Here is a 13,323-nt window from a genome sequence, read left to right on the forward strand (position 1 = left end):
AGAAATTCTCCGTGCAACCGGTTGCGGCTTGACCGGCAACCGGTTGCACGGCAGTGTTTTCGTCAGAACGGCCCGATCAACCGGCCGGCCACGACGATGGGGGACTTCATGGCGACGATCGACTGGGTGGTGTTGTGGATCTACTTCCTGCTGATGATCGGCATCGGCGTGTGGGCCCGGCGCCAGATCAAGACCGCAGCGGATTTCTTCACCGCCGGGGGGCGGATGCCATGGTGGCTGTCGGGCGTGTCGCACCACATGTCGGGCTATAGCGCGGCGGTGTTCGTCGGCTATGCCGCGATCGCCTACACCGCGGGCTTCACCCTCTATGTCTGGTGGGCGATCGGCATCGCCTTCGCCATGGTGGTCGGGTCCTTCCTGTTCGCGCCGCGCTGGTCGCGGCTGCGCCAGCGGCTGGAGATCATCTCGCCGCTCGAATACCTCTCCACCCGCTACGGCATCCCGACCCAGCAGGTGCTGGCGTGGAGCGGCGGCGCCCTGAAGGTGTTCGATGTCGGCGCCAAATGGACCGCGACCGCGCTGCTGCTGAAGGTCTTCGCCGACGTGCCCCTGGTGTGGGGCGTGCTGCTGACCGGCGGCGTGACCCTGATCTATTCCACCATCGGCGGGCTGTGGGCCGATGCGCTGACCGACCTCAGCCAGTTCGTCATCCAGCTGCTGGCCGGCGCGGTGCTGTTCGTGGCGGTGCTGGCCAAGCTGGGCGGCATCTCGGCGATCTGGACCATCTGGGGCCAGCTGCCGCCGGGCCACTCGCAGCCCTTCAACGGCCAGTACACCGTGGTGTTCGTGCTGGTCTACCTGCTGATCAACACCCTGTCCTACAACGGCGGCACCTGGAACCTGGCCCAGCGCTTCATCGCCGCGCCGAGCGGACGGGACGCGCGCAAGGCGGCGCTGCTGTCCGCCGCCCTCTACCTGGTGTGGCCGCTGATCCTGTTCTTCCCGATGTGGGCGGCGCCGCTGATCCTGCCGAACCTGGCCGAGCCGCAGCAATCCTATGCCCTCTTGACCCAGACCCTGCTGCCGACCGGGCTGGTCGGGCTGGTGCTGGCCGGCATGTTCGCGCACACCATGGCGATGACCTCGTCGGACGCCAATGCGGTGTCGGCCGTGGTCACCCGCGACATCCTGCCGGTGGTGTGGAAGGGCGCGCGGCGCATGTCGGAGAAGACCGAGCTGTTCATTGGCCGGCTGAGCACCTTCCTGTTCATCGCGCTGTCGATGGGCATCGCGCTGACCGCCGACAGTTTCGGCGGCGTGCTGGGGCTGATCATCCTGTGGTTCGGCGCGCTGGTCGGCCCGATCGCCATCCCGATGCTGCTGGGCATGCTGCCGGCCTTCCGCCGCTGCGGCCCGGCCGCGGCGCTGACCTCCTGGGCCACCGGCCTGGTCGTGTTCGTGCTGGTGAAATACGTCTTCGTCGACCAGATCAAGGCGCTGAACCCGGATTGGACGACCTCGATCACGGTGGCCGGCCCGGTGCTGAGCTCGCTGGCGGTGTTCATCGTGGTCGGCCTGGTCGCGCCGTGGCGGAACCCCGAGGCCGACGCCCTGATCGACGCGCTGGAGAGCGACGAGGCGGCGGCGGTGGGCGCCACCACCCGGATGGCGAGGACCGGCCGTGCCTGAGCCGGCGTCGATCGCGAATCCCGAGGCGTTGCGCCGGTCGACCGCCCGCCACCTGGTCGACGACGTGCTGGCCTGGTGGCTGGCCCATGGCCCGGACGACCGGCGCGGCGGGGTCTTCACCTGCTGGAGCAATGAGGGCGACCGCCTGCTGTCCCGCGACAAGTACACCTGGTCGCAGGGGCGCTGGGTCTGGCTGATGGCGCGGCTGGCCCGCGCCGCCCGGCTGGGCCTGCTGGACGTGGACGGCGCCGCCTGCCTCGACCGGGCGGAACGGACGGCGGCCTTCCTGCGCGACCATGCGGTGCTGCCGGACGGCACCACCGCCTATCTGACCGCGGAGGACGGCACGCCGCAGCCCTCCGCCGCCGGGCAAGGGTTGCACAGCAGCGTCTTCGCCGACCTGTTCGTGGCCCTGGGCTTCGCCGCGCTGGCGGCGGAGACCGGGCGCGCCTCCTGGGGCGATGCGGCGGACCGTCTGCTGGCCGATGCCGCCCGGCGCATCGCCACAGGCACCGCGCTGACCGAGCCCTATCCGATCCGGGCTGGCTTCCGCGGCTTCTCGCTGCCGATGATCCTGGTCGGGGTCGGCGCCGAGGTGCATGCCGCCACCGGGTCGCGGGAGTCCGCCGCCACGGTCCTGCGTGCCGCCCACGAGATCGAGGCGGTGTTCCTGGAGGGGGACCGGATCGCCGAGATGGTGGCGGCCGACCCCGCCGATGGCGACACGCTGCTGGCGCGGCACCGCACGCCGGGCCATGTGCTGGAGGCCTGCTGGTTCCTGCTGCAGGCCGGCGAGACCCTGCGCCGGAGCGGCGCCGACGCCGACAGCCACCTGTTCGAGCCGGCGGTGCTGGCCGACATCGCGGCGCGATCCGCGGCGCTGGGTTGGGACGAGGCGCAGGGCGGCCTGCTGCGCTATGTCGACCGCGACGGCGGCGAACCCCGGGGCCGCCGCACCGGCGACCGCTATGAGGACCTTGTCGCCGACACCTGGGACACCAAGCTGTGGTGGCCGCATGCCGAGGCGATGGTCGCCACGCTGTTGCTGCATCTCGAGACCGGCCGGGCCGACCTGGCGGCCTGGCACGACCGCGTCGCGGCCTACACCTACCGGGTCTTCCCCCAGGGGCCCGGCGCCGAATGGATCCAGATCCGCGACCGCGCCGGGGCGCCGCTGGCCAAGACCGTCGCCCTGCCGGTGAAGGACCCGTTCCACGTCGCCCGAAGCCTGCTGCTGATTGTGGAGCGGCTGGCGGATCACGACGGCCTGCCCGGCCGACGGAGTGCTGCATGACCAACCCCGCTTTCGCACCGACCGGCACGATCGATGTCCGGATCCATCCCAGCCGCGCCGAGATGGGGCGCGCCGCCGCCGCCCTGGTGGCGACGGAGATGCGGGCCCGGCTGGCGGGCGGCGCCGGCCTGCGCATGATCTTCGCCGCGGCGCCGAGCCAGACCGAGATGCTGGACGCCCTGGTGGCGGAGCCCGGGATCGACTGGCGCCGGGTCACCGCCTTCCACATGGACGAATACATCGGCCTGGCCGAGGGCGCGCCGGAGCGCTTCGCCCTGTGGCTGCGCCGCCATCTGTTCGACCGGGTGCCGTTCGCGGCGGTCCATGTCATCAATCCCGGCCGGGATCCGGCGGCCGCCGCCCGGGCCTATGCCGCGGCGCTGGACGCAGCGCCGATCGACATCGTCTGCCTCGGCATCGGCGTCAACGGCCACCTCGCCTTCAACGACCCGCCGGTGGCCAATTTGGCCGATCCCGAGGATGTGAAGATCGTGGAGCTGGACGCCACCTGCCGCCAGCAGCAGGTGGACGATGGCTGCTTCGCCGGGTTCGACGACGTGCCGACCCATGCCATCACCCTGACCGTGCCGCGGCTGCTGCGGGCGGACCGGCTGGTCTGCGTCGTGCCCGGGGCCGCGAAGCGCGACGCCGTGCGCCGCGCCCTGCAGGACCCGATCGGCGCCGCCTGCCCGGCGACGGCGCTGCGGCAGCACCCGCGGGTGGTACTGTTCCTGGATGCGGAGGCGAATCCCGATGGCTGAGATCGATGCCGATGCCCTGTGCGCCGCCTATCTCGACCGCACCCAGGACCTGATGCGGTCGATCCTAGAGACGGAGCGCGACAGCCTGGACCGCGCCGCGGACCGGCTGGCCGACCAGATCGCGGCCGACCGGCTGATCCATGTCTTCGGCCCCGGCGGCCATTCCAACCTGGCGGCGCAGGAGGTGTTCTTCCGCGCCGGCGGGCTGATGCACATCTCCGCCATCCTCGACGAGGGCACGCTGCTGTCGAACGGCGCGCTGCGGTCGATGGCGATCGAGCGGACGCCCGGCTATGGCCGGGTGGTGATCGCCGACAGCGAGCTGGGGCCGGGCGATGTGCTGATCCTGGTCAACGCCTATGGCATCAACGCCGCGCTGATCGATGCGGCGATCGAGGCGAAGCGGCGCGGCGCTTTCGTCATCGGCATCAGCTCGCGCAGCCATGCCGACCAGACCTCGCCGGACCATCCGGCCCGCCATCCCACCAAGCAGAACCTGCACGCGCTGGCCGACATCGCGATCGACACCAAGGTGCCGGTCGGCGACGCCGTGGTGGCGATTCCGGGCATGGGCGAGCCGGTGGCCGCGATCTCGACCTTCGCCAACGCCTTCGCCCTGAACTGCCTGGTGATCCGCACCATCGCCAAGCTGGCCGGGCGGGGCATCGAGCCGCCGGTCTGGCGCAGCGGCAACGCCCCCGGCGGCGACGCGGCCAATGCCCGCTTCATCGGCCGGTTCAGGGGCCGGGTGCGGTCGCTGTGACCACCACGGTCACCGGGCGCGATCCCGCCACCGGCCGCAGCCTGGCCGTCACGGTCGAAGCCGGCCGGATCGCGGCGATCGCCGACGGGCCGGCCGGCGAGACAGCCTGGCTGTCGCCGGGGCTGGTCGACCTGCAGGTCAACGGCTTCGCCGGCCACGACCTGAACAGCGGCGGGCTGACGGCCGGGACGGTGGCGCGGCTGGTGGCCGTGCTGCGGGCGGGCGGCGTCACCACCTTCCTGCCGACCCTGATCACCGCGCCGGAGGCGTCGATCGTGGCGGCGCTGGGGGCCGTCGCCGCGGCGCGCGCCGCCGACCCGCTGGTCGCCCATGCCATCCCGGCCGTGCATGTCGAAGGGCCGCACATCGCGCCGGAGGACGGGCCGCGTGGGGCCCATCCGCGCGACCAGGTCCGGCCGCCCGACCTGGCCGAGTTCGACCGCTGGCAGGCGGCCTGCGGCGGGCTGGTCGGCCTGGTGACTCTGTCGCCGCACCATGCCGGGGCGCCGGCCTATGTCCGCGCCCTGACCGCCCGCGGCGTCCACGTCGCGATCGGCCACACCCAGGCGACCGACGCCGAGATCCGGGCGGTGGTGGAGGCCGGGGCCGTGCTGTCGACCCATCTCGGCAACGGCATCGCGGCGGTGCTGCCGCGCCACCCCAATCCGATCTGGACCCAGCTGGCCGAAGGCCGGCTGACCGCATCCTTCATCACCGACGGCCACCACCTGCCGGCCGAGGTGTTCAAGGCCATGCTGCGGGGCAAGGGGCTGGACCGCGCGGTGCTGGTGTCGGATGCCGCGGCGCCCGGCGGCCTGCCGCCCGGGATCTACGACCAGCCGATCGGCGGCCGGGTGGAGCTGACCGCCGACGGGCGGCTGGGCGTCCCCGGCACCCCGTTCCTGGCCGGCGCGGCCCGTCCCCTGGCCCAGGACGTCGCCCTGGCGATCGGCATGGCCGGGATCTCGCTGGCCGACGCCCTGCGCCTCGCCACCGCCAATCCCGGCCGCTTCGTCGGCGGGCGCGGTGTGCTGGCCGTGGGCGCGCCGGCCGACCTCATCCGCTTCCGCTGGGCGCCGGGCGACCGGGATCTCGCCATCGAGACCGTCCTGGTCCTGGGCGAGGAGCGGCCGTGACCGGCCAGGTCCAGGCCGGCGTCGCGGTGGTGGATGTGACGCCGCCGCCGGGGCTGGCCATGTCCGGCTTCGCCGCGCGCACCGCGCCGGCCTCGGGCGTCCATGATCCGCTCACGGTGCGGGCGGTGGCGGTGGGCGACACCGCGATCGTGGTCGCCGACGTGATCGGCCTGCACGAGGACAGCTGCCGGCGCATCCGGGAGCGCGCCGGCCTGCCCGACGGCCACCTGGTCGTCGCCGCCACCCACACCCATGGCGGGCCGGTGGCGATGCCCGGCCGCCTCGGCCCGGGGCTGGACGAGGCCTATCTGGAACGGCTGGAGCAGGCCTGCGTGCAGGCCGTCGGCGCCGCCCTCGCCTCCCGCCGTCCGGCGCGGCTGGGCTTCGGCCTGGGGGCGGATCCCGGCATCGCCCGCAACCGCCGCCACGCCGGCGGGCCGGTCGACCCGGCGCTGCCGATGCTGCGGATCCGGGACGCCGAGGGCGCCGTGATCGCGGTGGTGGCGTCCCATGCGCTGCATCCGGTGGTGCTGGGCGCCGACAACACCCGGTTCACCGCCGATTATCCCGGCGCGGTCCGCCGCCGGATCGAGGCCGCGCATCCCGGCGCGGTGGCGCTGTTCCTGACCGGCTGCACCGGCGACATCAACATGGGCCATTCGGCCCAGGCCTCGATCTCGACCGCGCCGCGCCCCGACCGCAGCTTCGCGGAGGCGGAGCGCATCGGTGCGCGGATCGCGGACGCCGCGCTGCAGGCGCCGGACCGGCCGCTCGGCGACCACATCGCCGCAGGCTGCACCGAGCTGCACCTGGCGCTGGCACGGACCGAGATGGAGGCCCCGGCGGCGTTGGCCATGGAATGGCGCCGGCAGGCCGCCGCCGCGGACCCGGCACGGGCGGCCCTGCTGCGGATCTGGATCGAGTGGGCGGAGACCAAGGCGCCGCTGCCGCTGGCGCCCTGGCCAGCGCGGGTCACCGTGCTCGACTGGGGCGGACTGCGCATCATCGCGCTGCCGGGCGAGATCTTCGCGCAGACGGCGCTCGACCTCCGCCGCAGCCTCGACGGCGACCCGCTGCGGGGGCCGACCATGACCATCGGCTTCGCCGATGGCTGCCCCGGCTATGTCCCGCCTGCGGCCGAATACCCGCATGGCGGCTACGAGGTCGAGGAGGCGCACCGCTACTACGGCATGCCGGCGGCGATGGCGCCGGGGTCGGCCGAGAGGCTGGCGGCCGCGGCGCTGGACCTGGCGCGGAGCCTTACGTCGTCTCAGTGATGCAGGATCTTGCTCAGGAAGGCTCGGCTGCGGTCCGTCTTGGGGTCGGAGAAGAATTCCTCCGGCGGGCCGATCTCGACGATGCTGCCCTGGTCCATGAACACGACCCGCTGGGCGACCTTGCGGGCGAAGCCCATCTCATGGGTCACCACCATCATGGTCATGCCCTCCTCGGCGACGGCGACCATGACGTCCAGCACCTCGCTGATCATCTCGGGATCGAGCGCCGAGGTCGGTTCGTCGAACAGCATGATCTTCGGGCGCATGCATAGGCTGCGGGCGATCGCGACCCGCTGCTGCTGGCCGCCGGACAGCTGGCTGGGATAGGCGTCAACCTTGTCGGCCAGCCCGACCTTGGCCAGGAGCTCGCGCCCGGCCTGCTCCGCCTCGGCCCGCGGGGTCCGGCGCACATGGATCGGCGCCAGCGTGACGTTCTGCAGCGCGGTCTTGTGCGGGTACAGGTTGAACTGCTGGAACACGAAGCCGATCTCGGTGCGCAGCCGCGGCATGTCGGTGGCGGGGTCGCCCAGGCGCTGGCCGTCCACCACCAGGTCGCCGCTCTTGATCGTCTCCAGCCCGTTGATGCAGCGGATCAGCGTGCTCTTGCCCGAGCCGCTGGGCCCGCAGACCACCACCACCTCCTTGGGCTGCACGTCGAGCGTCACCTCGCGCAGCACGTGGAGCGGCCCGAACCATTTGTTGACGCCGCGGAATTCGATCACGGTCTGGTGCCTTCCTGGATGCGCGGCCGTCGCGTCGTCACAGCTGGACCTCGGCATGGGCGGCGCCCATGCGGCGTTCGATCCGGCGGGCGATGGCGAGCAGCGGGTAGCACACGATGAAATAGCCGAGGCCGATGAGCCCGAAGACCAGGAGCCCGTTGGGCACCCGCTGCACCACCAGCCAGCCGACCCGGGTCAGGTCGGTCAGCCCGATCGCGGACACCACCGAGGAATCCTTGATCAGCAGCACGTACTGGCCGACCAGCGGCGGCAGGATGATGCGCATCGCCTGGGGCAGCACCACATGCCGCATCCGCTGCCACCGGGACAGGCCGGAGGCCAGCGCCGCCTCGACCTGGCCCTTGGGCACCGCGCCGATGCCGCCCGCCACGATCTCGCAGATGAAGCAGGCCGCCAGGTTGCTGAGCGCGATGACGCCGGCGGTGAAGGCTTCCAGCTCGATCCCGGCCTCCGGCAGGATGAAGAAGATCAGGAAGATCTGGACCAGGAACGGCGTGCCCCGGATCAGGTCGACCCAGGCGCCGATCACCAGCCGCACCACGCGGTTGCCCCCTGCCCTGAGCATGCCCATGGCGAAGCCGACCAGCGACCCGGCGAGGAGACCGATCAGCGACACGGCCACGGTGGTGCCCAGGCCGCGGAGCGCCAGGGGATAGCTGCCGACGAGGCTTTGCAGCTGCTGCCAGATCATCATGCGGGCCTGTCCTGGCGGACCGGGCGGAGGCCGACCCAGCGCGCCGACAGCGCCGCCAGGGCCTTGAGCCCGTAATAGAGGATGAGGTAGCAGGCGGCGGTGGTGATGAAGGCCTCCGCCGGCATGAAGCGGTCGGAGGCGAGGCTCTGCCCGGCCCGGGTCAGCTCGGCGACGGCGATCAGCGACAGCAGCGCCGAATCCTTCACCAGCACGATCGCCTGGCCCAGCAGCGGCGGGATCGTCACCTTGAAGGCCTGCGGCAGGATGACGAGGCGCATGCGCTGGGCGAAGGTCATGCCCGAGGAGATGCCGGCCTCGACCTGCCCGCGCGGGATCGACAGGATGCCCGCCCGGATGATCTCGGCGACATAGGCGCCGCTGTTCAGCGACAGGGCCAGGATGCCGACGACCAGCTCGGGCAGGACGATGCCGAGCCGGGGCAGCCCGAAATACAGGAAGTACAGCTGGGCCAGCAGCGGCGTGGCGCGGATCGCGTCGATGAAGGCCACCGCCGGGGCGCGCAGCAGCTTCGTAGGCTGCAGCTTCAGGGCGCAGGCGATGATCCCGACCGCCAGGGCGCCGGCGAAGGCGATCAGCGACAGCCACAGCGTCGTCGCCAGCCCGGACCCGAAGGCGGGCAGGGATTCGAGGATGACGCGAAAGCTGAAGTTACCGAGCATGGTCTGGCGCCCCTCCCCCTCTGCCGACGGCACGACCGGCGATTTCTCCCGGCCCGGACCCGCCCGGCCCGAAGGCCGCGCGGATCCGCCCGGGAGCCATCGGTCCGGTCAGTGGTCTTTCTTCCAACCGTCCGAATTGACCCAGTAATCGAGGTTCTTCTCGAGGCGGCCATCGAGCGTCGCCTGGTCGAGGAACAGGTTCATCCAGACCAGCAGGTCCTGGGAATCGTAGCGCACGGCGAAGGCCAGCGGCTCCTTGGACAGGATCTGCGGCATGATGGTGAAGGTGCCGTCCGGATAGGCGCCGGACTGGCCGGTCACCGCCGAGACGTCGTTGACGCCGCAATCCGCCTGGTCGTTGTTCACCGCGTCCAGCAGCAGCGGCCCGCCGCCCTTGTAGCTCTTGATCTCGGCGTCCGGGAAGGCAGCCTTGGCGTTCTTCTCGCCGGTGGCGCCGAGCAGCACGGCGATGCGGGTTCCCGGCGCCTTGCAGGCCTCGACCGACCCGAACTTGCCGCCCGTCTTGGCGAAGACGGCGCTGCCCGTGTACATGAACGGCTTGGTGAAGCCGACCTTCATGGCCCGCGCCAGGGTCGGGGTCATGTCGCCGACCAGGAGGTCGGCCTTGCCCGACAAGAGCGCCGGGATCAGGCCGTCCCAGTCGAAGTCCAGGAAGGTGATCTTCACCCCCATTTCCTTGGCCATCAGCTCGGCCAGCTCGACCGAACTGCCGGTCCGCGCCCCGTTCTTGTCAACCATGGAATAGGGCGGGCCCTGCGTCTGCACCGCCACGCGCAGCTCGCCGCGCGCGGTGATGTCGTCGAGCGTCCCGGCCCTGGCGCCGTCGACGCCGATCAACGGCAGCAGGGCAAAGCCTGCGACGAGCCAACTGACGAACTTCATTCGAATGTCCTCCGTGTTGCATGCCGCCCTTTTCGGGCTCTCTCCTTGGGGCGCCGCGCGTCGTGCCGACCGCCGCCGCCCGAAGATCTTCGCCTAGGGATCCCAGGCGGTGGTGTCGGCCACCCGGATGCCGCGCCTGGCCAGTTCCGCCAGGAACGGGCCGTCCGGCACATGGGTCAGGGGGTTGAGCAGCCCCGCGGCCGCGATCTCGCCGCGCGCCAGCATCTGCGCCACGATGCTGGCCGGGCCGCCGACGCCGATGCTCATGCCGAACAGGCCCGAGGCCAGGTCGCGCTCGATCACGAGGTCCGAGGTCACGGTCTTGCCGCGGCCGCCCTGGACGCCGCGGAAGACGTTGCGCATCACGCACAAATCCTTCTCGGCCGCGCCGTATTGCAGCTGGGGGCCGAGCAGCCGGCTGAGAAACTCGCGCGGGCTGACAGTGCCGGCCAGGCCCGGCACCGGGTCCTCGGAGAGGAAGCCGAGCTGCTTCAGCGGCGCCCAGAAGGCGGACCAACCCGGCCAACGCAGGGTGTAGCGGCCGGTGCGCCGGAGCGAGCCGGTGTTGCCGAGCATCTCGGCATAGTGGACCGCGTCGCCGTTCGGCAGCGCTTCGAGCCGTCCCAGCCCGGCCACCTCGATCTCGTGGATGAAGCGGTTGTCGTGCTGCTGCGCGGCCGGAATCTCGACGCGCTGGCCGTCCTCGAGCAGGACCGAGGCGCGGTTCTGGCTCATCAGCACCATGTCGAAGTTCCAGCTGACCTTGTAGGACAGCGGACCGGTCCGGGCCTGCGGCTCGGGGATGCCGCCGCAGTAGGACTCGATCGCCGTGACGGTGTCGAACTGCCGCGCGGCGCGCCGGTACAGCACCAGGTCGATGCCGGGATCGAGGCCGCATTCGGTCATCACACCGATGCCCGCGGCCTCCGCCGCCGGGCCCAGGTCCTCGATCGATCCGGCGTAGTTGGTGGTCACGATCGGCGTCCGCGCGGCGATCGCCGCCGTCACCGCGTCGCGCATCAGCGGCAGCGGCATCAGGTCGATGGCGACGTCCACATCCCGCATCACCGCCGCCAGGGCCGCACCCATCGGCCCCTCGGGCACGACCAGGCGCACGCGGTCCGGATCGACCAGGCCCGCGAGCCGGTCGAACCCGCCGGGCGCGGTGTCGACGCAGACCACCGTCTCGACGCCGGGGCTGGCGGCCAAGTCGGCGATCGCCGCCCGACCCTGCAGCCCCAGGCCGCCGAGGACGGCGACGATCACGACATGGCCGATCCGCGCAGCTGCGCCTCTGACTCGTCCGACCAGCACCCTTTGGGCAGGCCCACCCATTTGTTGCAGGACGCCATCACCACGAAGGTCTCGCTGCGCGAGATCTCCCCGGGTTCGCCGACCTTGGGGATCAGCTCGCTGGTCACGCGGTAGAGATCGGCGACGTCGTCGGCCACCACAACCTCGGCGATGATGTCGAAGCGCCCGGTGACCACCGAGGCGGAGGTGACGAAGGGCAGGTCGGCGATGCGCTGCGCGATCTCATGGATGCGGCCCCGCCCCAGCGTGTTGATGCCGACGATGGCCGAGATCAGCTCCGGACGCGCCGACAGGTTCAGCAGCCCGACGATCTTGACCAGGTTCCGATCCACCAGGCTGCGCAGGCGCGAACGCACCGTCGGCGCCGACACGTCCATCTTCTCGGCCAATCCGCTGGCGCCGAGCTGCGCGTCCTCGGACAGCAGCCTGACCAGCCGCCGATCCATCGGGTCGAGCCGTTCCCTCACCATCATTCTTTCATTTTGAGAAAAAAACTCGAGAGAAAAATCTCTCTTCAAAAAATTTGTATGCCTATTTTTTCAAAATAACAACAACCCGCTCGCAGTGTCTTCAGCCGAGTTAGGGCGGGACAAGGGTAAGGGCCCGGAGCCGGGCGAGCTCCGCCGGTGCGGCAGATAAAGATGTCTTGAGATGACGCCGCCGAGCGGCAGCGCCATACCCTCCCGATTCCGGAGTCCGGGTGCGATCGGAGACGACGGCCTAAGCCTGCGTCAGTCCTGTTTCAGCTCGAGCTCGCGGTTCACCCGCAGCGCGGCCAGGGTGCAGACTGCGCCCGACAGCAGGTAGGCGCCGACCAGCGCCAGGCCGAACCGGCTGGACAGGGCCAGGGCGACGAAGGGGGCGAAGCCGGCGCCGACCATCCAGGCGATGTCCGAGGTCAGGGCCGAGGCGGTGTAGCGGTCCCGGTTCGGGAAGTTCGAGGCCACCGCGCCGGCCGCCTGGCCGAAGGACAGGCCCAGCAGCGCGAAGCCCACCAGGACGAAGACCACCCGCGCCGTGGGCCCGCCGCCGAGCAGCATCGGCGTGACGAAGCTGAAGATCGCGATCAGCACCGCGCAGACCGCCAGCAGCGTACGCCGGCCGGTGCGGTCGGCGATCAGCCCCGAGGCGACGATGCCGATGGTGCCCAGCACGGCGCCGGCGAACTCGGTCATCAGGAAGTCGCCGGCATTGTGGTCGGTGTAGAGGGACACCCAGCTGAGCGGGAACACCGTCACCAGGTGGAACAGCGCGAAGGTCGCCAGCGGCACGAAGGCGCCGACCAGGATGTTCGCCCCCTGCTGCTTCATCGTCACGGACACGCGCTGGGCCTCGAGGTCCTTGCTCGCGTACAGCCGCTCGAAATGCTCGGTCACCACCAGCCGCAGCCGGGCGAACAGCGCGACCACATTGATCGCGAAGGCGACGAAGAAGGGATAGCGCCAGCCCCAGTCGAGGAAATCGGCGGTCGAGAGGTTGATCAGGAAGAACGAGAACAGCGCGCTGGCCAGCATGAAGCCCAGCGGGGCGCCGAGCTGCGGCATCATCGCGTACCAGCCGCGGCGCTTCGGCGGCGCGTTGAGCGCCAGCAGCGACGCCAGCCCGTCCCAGGCGCCGCCCAGGGCCAGGCCCTGCCCGATTCGGAACAGCGCCAGCATGGCGATCGCGGCCGGGCCGATGTCCTCGGTCCCGGGCAGGAAGGCCATGGCCGCGGTGGAGCCGCCGAGCAGGAACATCGCCATGGTCAGCTTGACGCCCCGCCCGTGCCGCCGGTCGACCTCCATGAAGAAGATCGACCCGATCGGGCGGGCGACGAAGGCCAGCGCGAACACCGCGAAGGAGTACAGCATCGCGTCCAGCGGCTGCGCCTGCGGGAAGAAGAAGTGCGGGAAGACCAGGACCGAGGCGATGGCGTAGACGAAGAAGTCGAAGAATTCCGCCGTCCGGCCGATCACGACACCGATCGCGATCTCGCCGGGGGACACGGCCTCGTCGTGCCCGGATCCGGCAGACGGTACGGGCGAATCGAGGTCTCGACTGAGTGTGGCCATGGTCTTCTTGTTCCTGCTGGGCAGCGCCTTGCGGGGGGCCGAGATTGTCCCTTCCCT

13 protein-coding genes are annotated in these 13,323 nt (G+C 71.1%); 6 read left to right on the forward strand and 7 right to left on the reverse strand.

Features of this window, described 5'->3' with window-relative positions:
- Positions 1–108 precede the first annotated feature (108 nt).
- Genes AB4112_RS03355 through AB4112_RS03380 form a run of 6 tightly spaced genes read left to right on the forward strand, consistent with a single transcriptional unit; the run spans position 109 to position 6,881 of the window.
- A complete protein-coding gene (locus tag AB4112_RS03355) occupies positions 109–1,650 on the forward strand; it encodes a sodium:solute symporter family protein (protein ID WP_441717067.1) in 1,542 nt (513 codons plus the stop codon).
- Positions 1,643–2,944, forward strand: coding sequence for an AGE family epimerase/isomerase (locus AB4112_RS03360; RefSeq protein WP_441717068.1), 1,302 nt, complete (start codon positions 1,643–1,645; stop codon positions 2,942–2,944). Before AB4112_RS03355 ends, AB4112_RS03360 begins: the two co-directional genes overlap by 8 nt.
- Positions 2,941–3,705 (forward strand): 6-phosphogluconolactonase, encoded by a 765-nt coding sequence (locus tag AB4112_RS03365; RefSeq protein WP_441717069.1) that lies wholly within the window; start codon positions 2,941–2,943, stop codon positions 3,703–3,705. The genes AB4112_RS03360 and AB4112_RS03365 overlap by 4 nt, the downstream gene beginning before the upstream one ends.
- Positions 3,698–4,468, forward strand: coding sequence for an SIS domain-containing protein (locus AB4112_RS03370; RefSeq protein WP_309795308.1), 771 nt, complete (start codon positions 3,698–3,700; stop codon positions 4,466–4,468). The genes AB4112_RS03365 and AB4112_RS03370 overlap by 8 nt, the downstream gene beginning before the upstream one ends.
- A complete protein-coding gene (locus AB4112_RS03375) occupies positions 4,465–5,604 on the forward strand; it encodes an N-acetylglucosamine-6-phosphate deacetylase (protein ID WP_441717070.1) in 1,140 nt (379 codons plus the stop codon). Before AB4112_RS03370 ends, AB4112_RS03375 begins: the two co-directional genes overlap by 4 nt.
- Entirely contained in the window at positions 5,601–6,881 is a 1,281-nt protein-coding gene (locus tag AB4112_RS03380) for a hypothetical protein (protein ID WP_441717071.1), read from the forward strand. Before AB4112_RS03375 ends, AB4112_RS03380 begins: the two co-directional genes overlap by 4 nt.
- Here the strand turns inward: AB4112_RS03380 and AB4112_RS03385 are convergent.
- The 7 genes from AB4112_RS03385 to AB4112_RS03415 all read right to left on the reverse strand — a co-directional run bounded on the left by AB4112_RS03385 (position 6,875) and on the right by AB4112_RS03415 (position 13,200).
- The gene (locus tag AB4112_RS03385) at positions 6,875–7,660 is read right to left on the reverse strand and encodes an amino acid ABC transporter ATP-binding protein (RefSeq protein WP_441717073.1); all 786 of its coding nucleotides are present in this window, start codon (positions 7,658–7,660) and stop codon (positions 6,875–6,877) included. The genes AB4112_RS03380 and AB4112_RS03385 overlap by 7 nt on opposite strands.
- Complete coding sequence (locus AB4112_RS03390; RefSeq protein ID WP_309795300.1) at positions 7,641–8,318, reverse strand: amino acid ABC transporter permease; 678 nt, start codon at positions 8,316–8,318, stop codon at positions 7,641–7,643. The genes AB4112_RS03385 and AB4112_RS03390 overlap by 20 nt, the downstream gene beginning before the upstream one ends.
- Positions 8,315–8,998: an amino acid ABC transporter permease gene (locus tag AB4112_RS03395; RefSeq protein WP_309795298.1), complete on the reverse strand. Its 684-nt coding sequence runs from the start codon at positions 8,996–8,998 to the stop codon at positions 8,315–8,317. Before AB4112_RS03395 ends, AB4112_RS03390 begins: the two co-directional genes overlap by 4 nt.
- Positions 8,999–9,106: 108 nt before the next feature.
- Entirely contained in the window at positions 9,107–9,901 is a 795-nt protein-coding gene (locus AB4112_RS03400) for an ABC transporter substrate-binding protein (RefSeq protein WP_309795296.1), read from the reverse strand.
- 93 nt (positions 9,902–9,994) lie between these two features.
- Entirely contained in the window at positions 9,995–11,167 is a 1,173-nt protein-coding gene (locus AB4112_RS03405) for a saccharopine dehydrogenase C-terminal domain-containing protein (protein ID WP_441717076.1), read from the reverse strand.
- Positions 11,164–11,688 carry an Lrp/AsnC family transcriptional regulator gene (locus AB4112_RS03410; RefSeq protein WP_441717078.1) on the reverse strand — a complete coding sequence of 175 codons (525 nt, stop codon included), beginning with the start codon at positions 11,686–11,688 and terminating at the stop codon, positions 11,164–11,166. The genes AB4112_RS03405 and AB4112_RS03410 overlap by 4 nt, the downstream gene beginning before the upstream one ends.
- A gap of 258 nt (positions 11,689–11,946) precedes the next feature.
- Positions 11,947–13,200 carry an MFS transporter gene (locus tag AB4112_RS03415; protein ID WP_441717080.1) on the reverse strand — a complete coding sequence of 418 codons (1,254 nt, stop codon included), beginning with the start codon at positions 13,198–13,200 and terminating at the stop codon, positions 11,947–11,949.
- Positions 13,201–13,323 lie beyond the last annotated feature (123 nt).

The sequence above is a fragment of the Inquilinus sp. 2KB_23 genome (assembly GCF_052115705.1).
GTDB classification, from domain to species: domain Bacteria; phylum Pseudomonadota; class Alphaproteobacteria; order DSM-16000; family Inquilinaceae; genus Inquilinus; species Inquilinus ginsengisoli_A.

What these genes read in the sequence shown, in the direction of transcription:
- AB4112_RS03370 (WP_309795308.1), top strand. Translation starts at nt 3,698, where the DNA reads ATGGCTGAGATCGATGCCGATGCCCTGTGCGCCGCCTATCTCGACCGC.
- AB4112_RS03400 (WP_309795296.1), bottom strand. Translation starts at nt 9,901, where the DNA reads ATGAAGTTCGTCAGTTGGCTCGTCGCAGGCTTTGCCCTGCTGCCGTTG.
- AB4112_RS03395 (WP_309795298.1), bottom strand. Translation starts at nt 8,998, where the DNA reads ATGCTCGGTAACTTCAGCTTTCGCGTCATCCTCGAATCCCTGCCCGCC.
- AB4112_RS03385 (WP_441717073.1), bottom strand. Translation starts at nt 7,660, where the DNA reads ATGCCGAGGTCCAGCTGTGACGACGCGACGGCCGCGCATCCAGGAAGG.
- AB4112_RS03410 (WP_441717078.1), bottom strand. Translation starts at nt 11,688, where the DNA reads ATGATGGTGAGGGAACGGCTCGACCCGATGGATCGGCGGCTGGTCAGG.
- AB4112_RS03355 (WP_441717067.1), top strand. Translation starts at nt 109, where the DNA reads ATGGCGACGATCGACTGGGTGGTGTTGTGGATCTACTTCCTGCTGATG.
- AB4112_RS03365 (WP_441717069.1), top strand. Translation starts at nt 2,941, where the DNA reads ATGACCAACCCCGCTTTCGCACCGACCGGCACGATCGATGTCCGGATC.
- AB4112_RS03390 (WP_309795300.1), bottom strand. Translation starts at nt 8,318, where the DNA reads ATGATGATCTGGCAGCAGCTGCAAAGCCTCGTCGGCAGCTATCCCCTG.